This window comes from Pseudomonas sp. No.117 (assembly GCF_054558395.1).
Genome location: NZ_BAAJNP010000006.1, coordinates 153765 through 167962, shown reverse-complemented (window position 1 = coordinate 167962; position 14198 = coordinate 153765). Strand labels below are relative to the sequence as shown.

Below are 14198 nucleotides of genomic sequence, written 5' to 3'. Positions count from 1 at the left end.
GTTGAAGGAAAAACTCGCGCCCCAACCGCGTTTTTTGCCCTAGGCGTCGCTGTCCGCGGCAGGCGCCTTGGGCGCTGTGCGGCTGGCCAGGCGTTCCAGGGCCGCCTTGAGCCCTGGGTCGCGGATACCGGCAGCCACTTCCCTGAGACTCTCGGCGCCCACCTGGCTGACCTGGCGCGGCGGTCTGGGTCGGGTGGCGACGCCTGGGCTGGGCTGCATCTTGAATTGCAGACGCAGGAGGCCGGCGAATTCCGGCGCCTGTTGCAACAGCCGCAGCAGGCGGCGTTGCTGGTAGCGCAGCCGCGTCGCCCAATGGGCATCGTTGACCACCAGTAGCAGAGTGCCGTCCCGCCAGCTGGCGACCCGGCAGTGCGGGCGGGCGGCCGGCTGCAGCTGCTCTTCCAGCAACTGCTGCAGCCGACCCAGGCGTTCGGCCTCGCGAAACAGCCCCTTGAGCGGCTTGGCCTGGCGCAGCAGGGCAGCGGGAGCGACGGCGGGGAGCGGGCGAAAGGCCATGCGCAGGACTCGCGATGGGCGGAGGGGAGGCGCCGATGGTAACAGATCGCTCTGGCGTCCTGGCGGCCGGTACCCCCGTCGTTCTTTCCTCATCGGCATTTCCGAGTAGAATGCCCGATTACCATTGCGGGACACCGCGGGTTTCAACCCCCGCGCCCAGGCGTCTGGTCAGGCTCTGCAGAGGCCTTGCCGCCCGTTTCGCGCCCCTCATTCCAGCGGAAGAATTCCAGTCGATATGTTTGCGCCTTTGTTGAAGAAATTCTTTGGAAGCAAGAACGAACGAGATGTCAAACGCTTAGGCAAGGTCGTCACGGCCACCAATGCGTTGGAGTCCCAGATTGCCTCCTTGAGCGACGAGCAACTGCGCGCCAAGACCGAGGAATTCAAGCAGCGCGTGGCCAAGGGCGAGTCCCTCGACGTGCTGATGTCCGAAGCCTTCGCGGTGGTCCGCGAGGCCGGCAAGCGCGTCATGGGCATGCGCCACTTCGATGTCCAGCTGATCGGCGGCGCCGCGCTGCACGAAGGCAAGATCGCCGAGATGCGTACCGGCGAGGGCAAGACCCTGGTGGGCACCCTGCCGGTCTACCTCAATGCGCTGTCCGGCAAGGGCGTGCACGTGGTCACGGTGAACGACTACCTGGCCCGCCGCGACGCCAACTGGATGCGGCCGCTGTACGAATTCCTCGGCCTGTCGGTGGGCATCATCCTGCCGTTCCAGCCGCCGGAAGAGAAACGCGCCGCCTATGCCTCGGATATCACCTACGGCACCAACAACGAATTCGGCTTCGACTACCTGCGCGACAACATGGCCTTCAGCATGGCCGAGAAGTACCAGCGCGAGCTGAACTTCGCGGTGGTCGACGAGGTTGACTCCATCCTCATCGACGAAGCCCGGACCCCGCTGATCATCTCCGGCCAGGCCGAGGACAGCTCCGAGCTGTACCAGAAGATCAACCTGCTGATCCCGCGCCTGCAACGGCACATCGAGGAAGAGGAAGGCAATCCCACCCAGGTCGGCCACTACACCATCGATGAAAAGACCCGCCAGGTGGAGATCACCGAGCTGGGTCACCAGTTCATCGAGGAGATGCTCACCGACACCGGCCTGCTGGCCGAGGGCGAGAGCCTCTACTCGGCGCACAACCTGGGCCTCCTGACCCACGTGTTCGCCGGTCTGCGTGCTCACACCCTGTTCCATCGCAACGTCGAGTACATCGTCCAGCAGGACCAGGTGCTGCTGATCGACGAGCACACCGGCCGCACCATGCCGGGCCGGCGCCTGTCCGAAGGTCTGCACCAGGCCATCGAGGCCAAGGAAGGACTGCCGATCCAGCCCGAGAGCCAGACCCTGGCCTCGACCACCTTCCAGAACTACTTCCGCCTCTACAACAAGCTCGGTGGCATGACCGGCACCGCCGACACCGAGGCCTTCGAATTCCGCCAGATCTACAACCTCGACGTGCTGGTCATCCCGACCCATCGCGCCATCGCCCGGAAGGACTTCAACGACCTGGTCTACCTGACCCAGGCCGAGAAGTACCAGGCCATCATCGAGGACGTGAAGCAGTGCCAAGCCGAAGGCCGTCCGGTGCTGGTGGGTACCGCCTCCATCGAGAGCTCCGAGTACGTCGACCAGCTGCTGACCCAGGCCGGCATCGAGCACAAGGTGCTCAACGCCAAGTACCACGAGCGCGAAGCCGAGATCATCGCCCAGGCCGGGCGTCCGGGCGCCGTGACCATCGCCACCAACATGGCCGGTCGCGGCACCGACATCCTGCTCGGCGGCAACTGGGAAGTGGAAGTCGCGGCCCTGGAGAATCCCACCGAGGAGCAGATCGCCGCGATCAAGGCCGCCTGGCAGGAGCGCCACAAGCAGGTCATCGACGCCGGCGGCCTGCACGTGATCGCCTCCGAGCGTCACGAATCCCGCCGGATCGACAACCAGCTGCGCGGTCGCGCCGGTCGCCAGGGCGACCCGGGTTCCAGCCGCTTCTACCTGTCGCTGGAAGACAGCCTGATGCGTATCTTCGCCTCCGACCGGGTGAAGAACTTCATGAAGGCCCTGGGCATGCAGGGCGGCGAGGCCATCGAGCACCGCATGGTCACCAACGCCATCGAAAAGGCGCAGCGCAAGGTCGAAGGCCGCAACTTCGACATCCGCAAGCAGCTGCTGGAATACGATGACGTGGCCAACGAGCAGCGCAAGGTGATCTACCACATGCGCGACACCCTGCTGGCCAACGAAGACGTCGGCGACACCATCAAGGGCTTCCGCGAGGAAACCCTGACCCAGGTGATCAACGAGCACATCCCGCCGCAATCGCTGCCCGAGCAGTGGGACATCCCCGGCCTGGAAGCCGAGATCTACAGCGTCTTCGGCCTGCAGCTGCCGATCGGCCAGTGGCTGGACGAGGACGACAAGCTGTACGAGGATACCCTGCGGGTGAAGATCCTCGAGCAGCTCGAAGCGGCCTACATGGAAAAGGAAGACATGGCCGGTCGCGAGGCCCTGCGCAACTTCGAGAAGCAGATGCTGCTGCGCGTGGTCGACGACCTCTGGAAGGACCACCTCACCACCATGGATCACCTGCGCCACGGTATCCATCTGCGCGGCTACGCGCAGAAGAACCCCAAGCAGGAATACAAGCGCGAGTCCTTCACCCTGTTCCAGGAACTGCTGGACAGCATCAAGCGCGATACCATCCGCGTGCTGTCCCATGTCCAGGTACGCCGCGAGGACCCGGCCGAGGAGGAGGAGCGCATGCGTCGCGAGGCCGAGGCCCTGGCCGAGCGCATGCAGTTCCAGCACGCCGAAGCGCCGTCGCTGGTCGACCCCGAGGTGATCGGAGAAGAGGCGGGCGAGGACACCGTGGTGCCCCTGCAGCCCCAGCGCAACGACCAGAAGATCGGCCGCAACGAGCCGTGCCCCTGCGGCTCCGGCAAGAAGTACAAGCAGTGTCACGGCAAGCTCGACTAACAGTTCAGGGCTGCCAGCCGTCGCCGTAGGCGCCGGCGGTAGTCCGCAGCAGGCGGCAGCCCGTCGGCAGCGTCGACGTCAGGCTGTAAACTCCGCCCGCTAGGCTGTCTGCTTCAGGTTCTTCGCGTTGCCTCAGGAGCGCGGGAATCTCGGTTTTCACGCCGCGACCGGTCCTTCCGCTCGCGGCGTTTCCTTTTCTTTCACTGGAGTTTTCCCATGGCTGTCGGTCTCGGTCCGCTCTCCACGCTGCACCCGGTTCCCGGTTTCGAACTCGGTATCGCCTCTGCCGGCATCAAGCGCCCCGGGCGCAAGGACGTGGTGGTGATGCGCTGTGCCGAAGGCTCCAGCGTGGCCGGGGTCTTTACCCTCAATGCCTTCTGCGCGGCGCCGGTGATCATCGCCCGCCAGCGTTTCGCCGGCCCGGTGCGCTACCTGCTGACCAATACCGGTAACGCCAACGCCGGTACCGGCCAGCCCGGCCTGGCCGCCGCCGAGCGCACCACCAAGACCCTCGCCACCCTGGCCAGCGTCGGCGAGGAGGCGGTGCTGCCGTTCTCCACTGGCGTGATCGGCGAGCCGTTGCCGGTGGAGAAGATCGAGGCTGCGCTGCCGGCCGCCCTGGCCGACCTGGCCGAGGACAACTGGGCCGCTGCCGCCAGCGGCATCATGACCACCGATACCCTGCCCAAGGGCGCCAGCCGCCAGTTCCAGGTGGACGGGGTGACCGTCACCGTGACCGGCATCAGCAAGGGCGCCGGTATGATCAAGCCGAACATGGCCACCATGCTCGGTTACGTCGCCACCGACGCCAAGGTCGCCCGGGGCCTGCTGCAGGATCTGCTGGCCGACGCCGCCAACCGTTCCTTCAATCGCATCACCATCGACGGCGACACCTCCACCAACGACTGCTGCATGCTGGTGGCCACCGGCCAGGCGGCCATGGCCGAGATCACCCAGGCCAGCGGCGAAGCCTTCGCGCAGCTGCGCGAGGCGGTGTTCGCGGTGTTCGCCGAGCTGGCCCAGGCCATCGTGCGTGACGGCGAGGGTGCCACCAAGTTCGTCACCGTGCAGGTCAACGGCGGCGGCAATGCCCAGGAGTGCCTGGACGTCGGCTACGCCGTGGCCCATTCGCCGCTGATCAAGACTGCCCTGTTCGCCTCCGATCCCAACTGGGGTCGTATCCTCGCCGCCGTCGGCCGCGCCGGGGTGCCCAACCTGGACGTCAGCCTGATCGACGTCTTCCTCGGCGGGGTACAGATCTGCCAGCAGGGCGGTCGTGCAGCGAGCTACACCGAGGAGCAGGGCGCGCGTGTGATGGCCCAGGCGGAGATCGAGATCCGCATCGAGCTGGGTCGCGGCAGCCACCAGGAGACCATCTGGACCACCGACCTGTCCCACGACTATGTGAAGATCAACGCCGAGTACCGTACCTGACCGGCCGTCCCTGACCGGCGCTGTGGCGTGCGGCCAGCCCGCACGCCTGCTGCGGCCCTGAGGGCTGCACCCTTTCGAGGAATCCCGCATGTCCCAGCTGCAACTCGTGATCGGCAACAAGAACTTCTCCTCCTGGTCGTTGCGGGCCTGGCTGGCCATGGAGCTGAGCGGGGCTGCCTATGAAGAGGTGTCGATCCCGCTCTACACCCCCAACAGCCGCGCCCTGCTCAAGGCCCACTCGCCCACCGGCAAGGTGCCGGTGCTCAAGCTGGCCGAGGGCACCATCTGGGATTCCCTGGCCATCGTCGAATACCTCGCCGAAGCCTATCCCGACGCCGGCCTGTGGCCCGCCGATACCCTGGCTCGCGCCCATGCCCGGGCGCTATGCGCCGAGATGCACAGCGGCTTCCTCGCCCTGCGCCGCGAGCTGCCCATGGACCTGCGCCGGCGCCAGCGGTTGAAGTCGACCACCGCCGAGGCCGTGGAAGACATCCAGCGCATCCAACGGCTGTGGCGCGAATGTCGCGAGCGCTACGGTGAGCAGGGCGCCTATCTGTTCGGCACCCCGACCATCGCCGATGCCTTCTATGCGCCGGTGGCGAGTCGCTTCCGCAGCTATGGGGTGGAGCTGTCGGCCGAGGCGGCCGCCTATGTCGAGACCATCTACGCCTGGCCGGCCTTCCAGCGCTGGCTGGCGGAGGCTGAAACCGAGGAGCAGAGCGCATGAGTCGTTTGCACGTCGTCGCCGCAGTGATCCGCGATCCTGCTGGGCAGATCCTCATCGCCCAGCGTCCCGCCCACAAGCACCAGGGCGGCCTCTGGGAGTTTCCCGGTGGCAAGGTCGAGCCCGGCGAGGCACCGGCCACGGCGCTGGCCCGCGAACTGGCCGAGGAGCTGGGCATCCAGGTGACGGCGGCGCGACCGCTGCTGCAGGTGCGCCACGACTATCCCGACCAGGCGGTGCTGCTGGACGTCTGGCAGGTGGAGGCCTTCAGCGGTGACGCCCATGGCGCCGAAGGCCAGCCGCTGGCCTGGGTCGCTCCGCGCGACCTGGCCCACTACGACTTCCCGGCGGCCAACCGGCCCATCGTCCAGGCCGCGCGCCTGCCGGAGCGCTACCTCATCACCCCCGGCGAGCTGACCACCGCGGAATTGCTCAACGGCCTGCACCGGGCGCTGGACAAGGGCATCCGCCTGGTCCAGCTGCGCACGCCGGACAACTTCGATCCCCAGTACCGCGACCTGGCCGGCGATGTCCAGGGCCTCTGCACCGGTCGCGCCCAGCTGATGCTCAAGGGGCCGCTGGAATGGCTGGGTGATTTCCCGGCCGCCGGCTGGCACCTGACCGCGGAGCAGTTGCGTCGTTATGCGCCCAATGGCCGGCCGTTCCCGGAGCATCGCCTGCTGGCGGCTTCCTGCCATGACGCCGAGGAACTGGCCCTGGCCCAGCGGATGGGGGTGGATTTCGTCACCCTGTCGCCGGTGATGCCCACTGCTAGCCATCCCGGCGCCCCAACCCTGGGCTGGGTCAAGGCCCAGCAGCTACTGGCCGACTGCAACCTGCCGGCTTACCTGCTGGGCGGCCTGGGCGACGAGGACCTGGGTGGCGCCTGGCAGGCCGGCGCCCAGGGCGTGGCGGCGATCCGGGCGTTCTGGCCAGGCCCCGCGTAGGTTGGGTTGAGCGCAGCGAAGCCCAACAGGGATGCATCGTGCCCGAGACTGTTGGGCTTCGACGATGGAGCCGTCTCAACCCAACCTACGATTTCGGCCGTAGGTTGGCTTGAGCGCAGCGAAGCCCAACAGGGATGCACCGTGCCCGAGCCCGTTGGGCTTCGCCGATGGCGCCGTCTCAACCCAACCTACGATTTTGGCCGTAGGTTGGGTTGAGCGCAGCGAAGCCCAACAGGGAAGCATCGTGCCCGTGATTGTTGGGCTTGGACGATGGAGCTGTTTCAACCCAACCTACGATTTCGGCCGTAGGTTGGGTCGAGCGTAGCGAAGTCCAAAAAAAGCCCGCCGATCGGCGGGCTTTTTCATCGGCGGGAAAATTACAGCCGCGGATAGTCGATGTAGCCCACCGGGCCCTTGCTGTAGAAGGTGTCCGGGTGCGGCTCGTTCAGCGCGGCGTCCTGTTCCAGGCGTTGCGGCAGGTCCGGGTTGGCGATGAAGGGTACGCCGAAGGCCACAGCATCGGCCTTGCCTTCCTCCAGCCAGGCATTAGCCTTGGCCTTGTCGAACTTCTCGTTGGCGATGTAGACGCCGCCGAAGGCCGCCTTGAGGTCCGGACCGAGGCTGTCGCTACCGGCCGCTTCGCGGATGCAGATGAAGGCCACCTGGCGCTGACCCAGTTCGCGGGCGACATGGCCGAAGGTGGCGGCGGGGTCGCTGTCGCCCATGGTGTGCATGTCGCCACGGGTGGACAGGTGCACGCCGACGCGATCGGCGCCCCAGACGTCGATGCAGGCATCGGTCACTTCCAGCAGCAGCCGGGCACGGTTCTCGATGGAGCCGCCGTAGCCGTCGGTGCGCTGGTTGGTGTCGCTCTGCAGGAACTGGTCGAGCAGGTAGCCGTTGGCGCCATGTACCTCGACGCCATCGAAGCCGGCGCGCTTGGCGTTCTCGGCGCCACGGCGGTAGGCGGCGACGATCCCCGGGATCTCGTCGGTTTCCAGCGCCCGTGGGGTGACGTAGTCACGCTTGGGCCGCAGCAGGCTGACATGGCCCTGGGCGGCGATGGCGCTGGGCGCCACCGGCAGCTCGCCGTCGAGGTAGCGGGGATCGGAGATGCGGCCCACGTGCCAGAGCTGCAGCACGATGCGGCCGCCGGCCTTGTGCACCGCAGTGGTCACGCGCTGCCAGCCGGCCACCTGGGCATCGGACCAGATGCCGGGGGTGTCGGGATAACCCACGCCCATCGGATCCACCGAGGTGGCCTCGGTGATGATCAGGCCGGCGGACGCGCGCTGCACGTAGTACTCGACCATCAGGTCGCCCGGGACGCGGCCCGGTTCGGCACGACAGCGGGTGAGGGGCGCCATGATGACGCGGTTGGGCAGTTCCAGGGCGCCGATCTTGATCGGCTCGAACAGCTGAGTCATGGCTAGCTCTCTTGGTTAGCTGGCGGTCGCCAGGCCGCTCTTGCGGGCCTGGCTGGCGGTCAGCAGGGTGGCGATGAGGGCCAGCAGGGCGAGCCCGCTGGCGGCGAGGGGTACCGCGGTGAGACCCAGGCCGTGGTCGATCACCAGGCCGCCGACCCAGGCGCCGAGGGCATTGCCCACGTTGAAGGCGCCGATGTTGAGGGTCGAGACCAGGTTCGGCGCGTCCTTGCCGAAGGTGACCACGTTGATCTGCAGGGCCGGTACCGCGGCGAAGGCGGCGGCGGCCCAGAGGAAGAGGGTGATCTCGGCGGGCAGGAAGGCGTGGCCGGTCCAGCGCAGCGCGGCGGAGGTCAGCGCCAGGGCGACGAAGATGCCCACCAGGCTGGTGGCCAGGCGCCAGTCGGCCAGGCGACCACCGATGAAGTTGCCTAGGGTCAGGCCCAGGCCGATCAGCAGCAGGGTACCGGTCACGCCCCGTGGCGAGACCCCGGTGACTTCCTGCAGCAGCGGGGCGACGTAGGTGAAGAGGGCGAACATGGAGGCGGCGAAGAACACCGTCATCGACAGCGCCAGCCAGAAGCCCAGGCCACGCAGCGCCAGCAACTCCCGGCGCAGGTCGGCACGCGGCTGGTCGCGATCGGCCGGCAGCACGCGCCAGAGGCCGATCAGGGCGACCACGCCGATCACCGCCACCGCCCAGAAGGTCGAGCGCCAGCCGGCGGCCTGGCCCAGGGCGGTGCCCAGGGGCACGCCCAGCACGTTGGCCAGGGTCAGGCCGGTGAACATCAGGGCCACCGCCGAGGCGCGGCGATTCTCCGGGACCAGGCTCGCGGCCACCACGGCGCCGATGCCGAAGAAGGCCCCGTGGCACAGCGCGGTGACCACCCGGGCCAGCATCAGCATGTTGTAGCCGGTCGCCACCGCACAGAGCAGGTTGCCGACGATAAAGATGCCCATCAACGCGAGCAGGGCGCGCTTGCGCGGCCAGTGGGCGGTGGCCAGTGCCATGAAGGGTGCGCCGATGGCCACGCCGAGGGCATAGCCGGTGACCAGCCAGCCGGCGCTGGGAATGGACACGCCGAGGTCGGCGGCGACGTTGGGCAACAGGCCCATGATGACGAATTCGGTGGTGCCGATGGCGAAAGCGCTCAGCGCCAGCACGATGAGAGAAGCGGGCATGAAGATTCCTTGCACAGACTAGAGTTCGCGAGCGAGGCGCTGCAGGAACGCCTGGATGGCGGCCTCGTCGCGCTGGTAGAACACCCATTGGCCGATCCGCCGCGTGGTGACCAGCCCGGCCCGCGCCAGCACCGCCAGGTGGGCGGATACCGTGGATTGCGACAGCCCGGCACGCGCCTCGATCTGTCCGGCGCACACCCCTACGCCCGGGTCGTGCTCCTGGTGCGGGAAGTACTGCCGGGGATCGCGCAACCAGCTCAGGATCTGGCGGCGCAAGGGATTGGCCAGGGCTTTGAGGATGTCGTCCATCGCGGTCGTATCGTCATATCGGGTTGTAACGAACCTTAGATCGTAAAAAATCGATGTGCAAGCTATCCATCTTCGATTCTGCCTATCGCCGGCTTAGAGGCCCACTATCGCGATAAGTGTCCAGTGGCGTCGCTTCGTTCAGTTGCGATTCAGATCACGCGGCTAGAATCCCAAGGTGCGGCAGAGTCCGCCGCGATCGTTCTTCAAGGAGTCAAGACATGGCGCTGCCAACCCGTATCCTTCTCGCCAGCCTGGTCGTGACCGCCCTGGCCGGATGCGCATCCCCCAATCCCTACGAAAACCAGGGCCAGGCCAGCGGTGGCACGTCCAAGACCGCGAAGTACGGTGGCCTGGGGGCGCTGGCCGGTGCCGTGGCCGGCGCGGCCATCGATCACAACCACCGGGGCAAGGGGGCACTGATCGGCGCCGCCGCCGTGGGCGCCGCTGCCGCCGGGTACGGTTACTACGCCGACCGCCAGGAAGCCGAGCTGCGCAAGCAGATGGAGAACACCGGCGTCGAGGTGCAGCGGCAGGGTGACGACATCAAGCTGATCATGCCCGGCAACATCACCTTCGCCACCGACTCGGCCGACATCGCCAACAGCTTCTACAAGCCGCTGAACGACCTGGCCAATTCCTTCAAGCAGTTCGACCAGAACAGCATCGAGATCGTCGGCTACACCGACAGCACCGGCAGCCGCGCCCACAACGTCGAGTTGTCCCAGCGCCGGGCGCAGAACGTCGCCGGCTACCTGACCGCCCAGGGCGTGCCCACGGCGCGCCTGAGCACCCGTGGCGCCGGCCCCGACGCGCCCATCGCCAGCAACGCCACCGCCGACGGCCGGGCGCAGAATCGCCGGGTCGAGGTCAATCTGCGACCCCTGCCAGGCGCGACGGCCACCCCCGCCCAGTAACGACCGCTCGTCGCCCGCGAGCCGCAGTTTCCGCGCCTTCGTGAAGCAGCGCGGAAACTGCTTTTCCATTTTGCGCTCTGATAGACGTCGCAAGGGGTCCCACCTGCCGATTGGCAGGCGGCAGACGCCTGCCTGGCTGCTACGCTAGTAGGGTTAGGGCATCACTGTTTATCAGGATCACAACGGGAAGGGTTAGCCAGCCGCTCATGGCTGCTGCTGGGCGGCCTAGGCCGCGGGGAGAAGAGGCTTGATGGAGTGCCCGTTGCCGCAGACAGAGCAAGGCCCGGTGTTGCTGGTGGTGGACGACCGCATGGAGAACCTGCTCGCCATGCAGGCCGTGCTGGAGGTAGGGAACTGGCGGGTGATCACCGCGGCGTCGGGTGAGCGTGCCCTGCAGTACCTGCTGGACGAAACCGTGGACCTGGTGCTGCTCGACGTCCAGATGCCGATCATGGACGGCTTCGAGGTGGCGCGCATCATGCGCAGCAATCTGCGCACCCGGTTCACTCCGATCATCTTCGTTTCCGCCGAAGCCCATTCCTACGAATCGGTGCTGCGGGGCTATGCCACCGGCGCGGTCGACTACCTGCTCAAGCCGGTCGATCCCAATATCCTCAGGCACAAGGTGCGCTCGCTGCTCGACCACGAGCGCAATCGACGCGAACTGCTGCAGGCCACCCAGCAACTGGAACTGGCCAAGTCCTTCAGCGACTCGCTGCTCGACAATGCCTCCGAAGGCATCCTCACCGTCAACGAACAGGGCCGGGTGACCTTCGCCAACGCCGCCATCGCGCGCATGCTCAGGTGCAGCGTCAGCGATCTGGTCCATGCCAACTTCCTCGATTTCCTGGAAGGCGGCACGGGCCTCGACGATTGGCAGACCTCTCCCTTCATGGAGCACTACGACCGCCGCGAAACCTATCGCCTGCACGATGCCCGGCTGCGCACCAGTCGTGGCGACTTCCTGCCGGTGGCGCTGTCCTGCGCGCCCTTGCCGCGCATGCAGCGCGCCATGGTCATCATCGCCCTGGACATGTCGCGCATGCGCGAACTGCAGGACCAGCTCGAATCCCAGGCGGTCACCGACGCCCTGACCGGTCTGCTCAATCGCCGTGGCTTCAACCAGACCCTGGAAGCGGCGCTGGCGCGCACCGGGCGCAACGGCAAGCGCATGGCGGTGCTCTACATCGACCTGGACGGCTTCAAGCGCATCAACGACTCCCTCGGCCACGAGGCGGGGGACCGGGTGCTGTGCATCGTCGCCGAGCAGCTAAAGAGCTGCATGCGGCCCTATGACATCCTGGCGCGCATGGGTGGCGACGAATTCACCGCGCTGCTCGACTCCCTGGAGCATCCCGAGGATGCCGCCCGGGTCGCCGAGAAACTGCTGGAGCTGCTGGCCACGGTGCATCGCATCGATGGCATGGAAGTCAGCCTGGGCGCCAGCATCGGCATCGCCAGCTATCCCGATTGCGGCCACACCGTGGATGGCCTGCTGCGATCCGCCGACATCGCCATGTACGAGGCCAAGCGCGGTGGCCGTCAGCAATACCGCTTCTTCTCGCCGGAGATGAACGGCCGCGCCCGCTCGCGGCTGATGCTCGAGGAGAGCGTGCGCAACGCCATCGACAACAAGGACTTCGTGCTCGCCTACCAGCCGCAGGTCTATCTGCGCGACGGTCGCCTGCGCGGCTTCGAGGCACTGCTGCGCTGGGAGCACACGGTGGCCGGCAAGGTCTCGCCCAGCGTGTTCATCCCCCTGCTGGAAGAGACCCGGCTGATCAATCGCATCGGCGACTGGATCTTCCGCGAAGGCGCGATGAAGCTGCAGACCCTGCAGGAAATCTACGGCGACGAGCTGCTCCTGAGCATCAACCTCAGCCCGGTGCAGTTCGGCATGCCGCAACTGGCGGAGAGCCTGCGGCAGATCATCGAGACCTATGGCCTGCGCCCGGAGCAGATGGAAATCGAGGTGACCGAGACGGCGCTGATGCACGACATCGACTACACCCGGGCGCAGCTGTCGCAACTGCGTGCCCTGGGGGTGCGCATCGCCGTGGACGATTTCGGCACCGGCTATTCCTCACTGGCCTACCTGCGCCACTTCGAGCTGGATACCCTCAAGATCGATCAGCTGTTCATCGCCAACATGCTGGATTCCTCCCGGGATGCGGCCATCGTCAGCACCATCCTGGAACTGGGTCGCAACCTGGATCTGGAAGTGATCGCCGAAGGGGTGGAGACGCTGGAGCAGCGCGACTGGCTGATCGAGCACGGCTGCGAAATCATGCAGGGCTTCCTGGTCTCGCGGCCGCTGAGCGCCGAAGTGACCGGGCGCTTCCCGCAACAGGTGGACTGGACCGCGCGACGCCCCGAGCCCACGCTCTGAGCCCGCCCAAGGGCTCCGTGGCACGGGCGCGGGGTACCGGGCGCACCATCGATCGGTCGGGGTGGCCGAGCAGCTCCCATTCCAGACCGGCCAAGGCGGCCCGGGTGAGCGATAGGCTTGGCAAACCCCGAAACTCACTGAACGAACCCTCGCGCAGACCTTCTTATGCAGTGGCCATCGGCACGGAGTAGGAAGCATGCGGGGCGCCGTCTTTCCATGGCGGGAAAACAACAGGTTCGAATTGTTGGTGGACGGCGGTCGGTTCTTTCCGGCCATGCTCGACTCCATCGCTGGCGCCGAGCGCCAGATCGATGTCGAACTCTATCTGGTGGAAGCCGGCAGTTGCTCCGAGCGGCTGCTCGTGGCCCTGACCGAGGCGGCGCGCCGCGGCGTCGTCGTGCGTTGCCTGTTCGATGGCTTCGGTACCCTGCGGATGGATGCCGATCTGCGGCGCCAGCTGGAGGAAGCAGGGGCGGAGATCCGCATCTTCAATCCCGTACGCTTCGGCCATGGGCTGCACAACCTGCACCGCGATCATCGCAAGATTTTCATCATCGACGGCCACGAGGCCTTCGTCGGCGGCAGCGGCGCGACCGATGACTTCTGGAATCCGGCCGCCAGTGACTGCAATTGGCATGAGGTCATGGTGCGCATCCAGGGTCCGCTGGTGGAGGACTGGCTGGCGCTGTTCGAGCGGCAATGGGAGGCGGTGCGCCGCCGGCGGGCCTGGAAACCCCGCGCTCGGCGCGGCCGCGAACGACCGCCACCGCCACCCGCCGCCCAGGAAGGGCAGGGCCGGGTCGCCTATGCCGATGCCCGCCAGCACCGCGACATCCTGCAGGCGCTGATCCGCGCCCTGGTCGGTGGTCGCGAGCGCATCTGGTTCGCCACCCCCTATTTCCTGCCGACCTGGCGGGTGCGCTGGGCCCTGAGGCGCGCGGCACGCCGTGGCGCCGACGTACGCCTGCTGCTCACCGGGCGGCACACCGACAACCCGCCGGTGCGCTTCGCCGGGCAACGCTACTACCGCAGCCTGCTGCGCGCCGGGGTACGCATCTTCGAATACCAGCCGCGCTTCATCCACGCCAAGATGGTGCTGGTGGACAACTGGGTGAGCGTCGGTTCCTGCAACTTCGACCACTGGAACCTGAGGTTCAACCTGGAGGCCAACGTCGAGGCGGTGGACCGCGGCCTGAGCCAGGCGGTAGCGGCCAGTTTCGTCAAGGATTTCGCCCAGAGTCGGGAAATCACCCTCGACTTCTGGCGCAGCCGGCCCTGGTGGCTGCGGGCGCGCGAGTGGCTGTGGGGCTCGCTGGATCGGTTGGTGATCGGCGTACTGGGGCGCGGTTAGCAGCCCCGGATGCCAGGTAGGGGTAACATGA

11 protein-coding genes are annotated in these 14198 nt (G+C 67.0%); 7 read left to right on the top strand and 4 right to left on the bottom strand.

Features of this window, described 5'->3' with window-relative positions; genetic code table 11:
• Positions 1–39 precede the first annotated feature (39 nt).
• Positions 40–516 carry a DciA family protein gene (locus ACYJP6_RS15855; protein WP_459475990.1) on the bottom strand — a complete coding sequence of 159 codons (477 nt, stop codon included), beginning with the start codon at positions 514–516 and terminating at the stop codon, positions 40–42.
• 235 nt (positions 517–751) lie between these two features.
• On the opposite strand from ACYJP6_RS15855, the gene secA reads away from it, so the two are divergent.
• From secA to ACYJP6_RS15835, 4 genes are all read left to right on the top strand, one after another.
• Complete coding sequence (gene secA / locus ACYJP6_RS15850; protein WP_459475989.1) at positions 752–3493, top strand: preprotein translocase subunit SecA; 2742 nt, start codon at positions 752–754, stop codon at positions 3491–3493.
• Between the two features lie 216 nt (positions 3494–3709).
• Positions 3710–4927, top strand: coding sequence for a bifunctional glutamate N-acetyltransferase/amino-acid acetyltransferase ArgJ (argJ, locus tag ACYJP6_RS15845; protein ID WP_459475988.1), 1218 nt, complete (start codon positions 3710–3712; stop codon positions 4925–4927).
• 88 nt (positions 4928–5015) lie between these two features.
• Positions 5016–5654 (top strand): glutathione S-transferase family protein, encoded by a 639-nt coding sequence (locus tag ACYJP6_RS15840; protein WP_459475987.1) that lies wholly within the window; start codon positions 5016–5018, stop codon positions 5652–5654.
• On the top strand, positions 5651–6598 hold the full coding sequence (locus tag ACYJP6_RS15835; protein ID WP_459475986.1) for a Nudix family hydrolase: 948 nt from the start codon (positions 5651–5653) through the stop codon (positions 6596–6598). The genes ACYJP6_RS15840 and ACYJP6_RS15835 overlap by 4 nt, the downstream gene beginning before the upstream one ends.
• 377 nt (positions 6599–6975) lie before the next feature.
• Here the strand turns inward: ACYJP6_RS15835 and ACYJP6_RS15830 are convergent, their stop codons facing one another.
• From ACYJP6_RS15830 to ACYJP6_RS15820, 3 genes are read right to left on the bottom strand one after another with little or no spacing between them, the layout of a single operon-like run.
• The gene (locus ACYJP6_RS15830; protein WP_459475985.1) at positions 6976–8025 is read right to left on the bottom strand and encodes an alkene reductase; all 1050 of its coding nucleotides are present in this window, start codon (positions 8023–8025) and stop codon (positions 6976–6978) included.
• A gap of 15 nt (positions 8026–8040) precedes the next feature.
• On the bottom strand, positions 8041–9204 hold the full coding sequence (locus tag ACYJP6_RS15825) for an MFS transporter (RefSeq protein WP_459475984.1): 1164 nt from the start codon (positions 9202–9204) through the stop codon (positions 8041–8043).
• Between the two features lie 18 nt (positions 9205–9222).
• On the bottom strand, positions 9223–9513 hold the full coding sequence (locus ACYJP6_RS15820) for an ArsR/SmtB family transcription factor (RefSeq protein WP_459475983.1): 291 nt from the start codon (positions 9511–9513) through the stop codon (positions 9223–9225).
• A 218-nt stretch (positions 9514–9731) separates the two neighbouring features.
• On the opposite strand from ACYJP6_RS15820, the gene ACYJP6_RS15815 reads away from it, so the two are divergent.
• The 3 genes from ACYJP6_RS15815 (at position 9732) to ACYJP6_RS15805 (ending at position 14167) form a co-directional block, all read left to right on the top strand.
• Complete coding sequence (locus tag ACYJP6_RS15815) at positions 9732–10427, top strand: OmpA family protein (RefSeq protein WP_145007774.1); 696 nt, start codon at positions 9732–9734, stop codon at positions 10425–10427.
• A 250-nt stretch (positions 10428–10677) separates the two neighbouring features.
• Positions 10678–12816, top strand: coding sequence for a putative bifunctional diguanylate cyclase/phosphodiesterase (locus ACYJP6_RS15810; protein WP_186309212.1), 2139 nt, complete (start codon positions 10678–10680; stop codon positions 12814–12816).
• Between the two features lie 196 nt (positions 12817–13012).
• A complete protein-coding gene (locus tag ACYJP6_RS15805) occupies positions 13013–14167 on the top strand; it encodes a phospholipase D-like domain-containing protein (protein WP_459475982.1) in 1155 nt (384 codons plus the stop codon).
• Positions 14168–14198 lie beyond the last annotated feature (31 nt).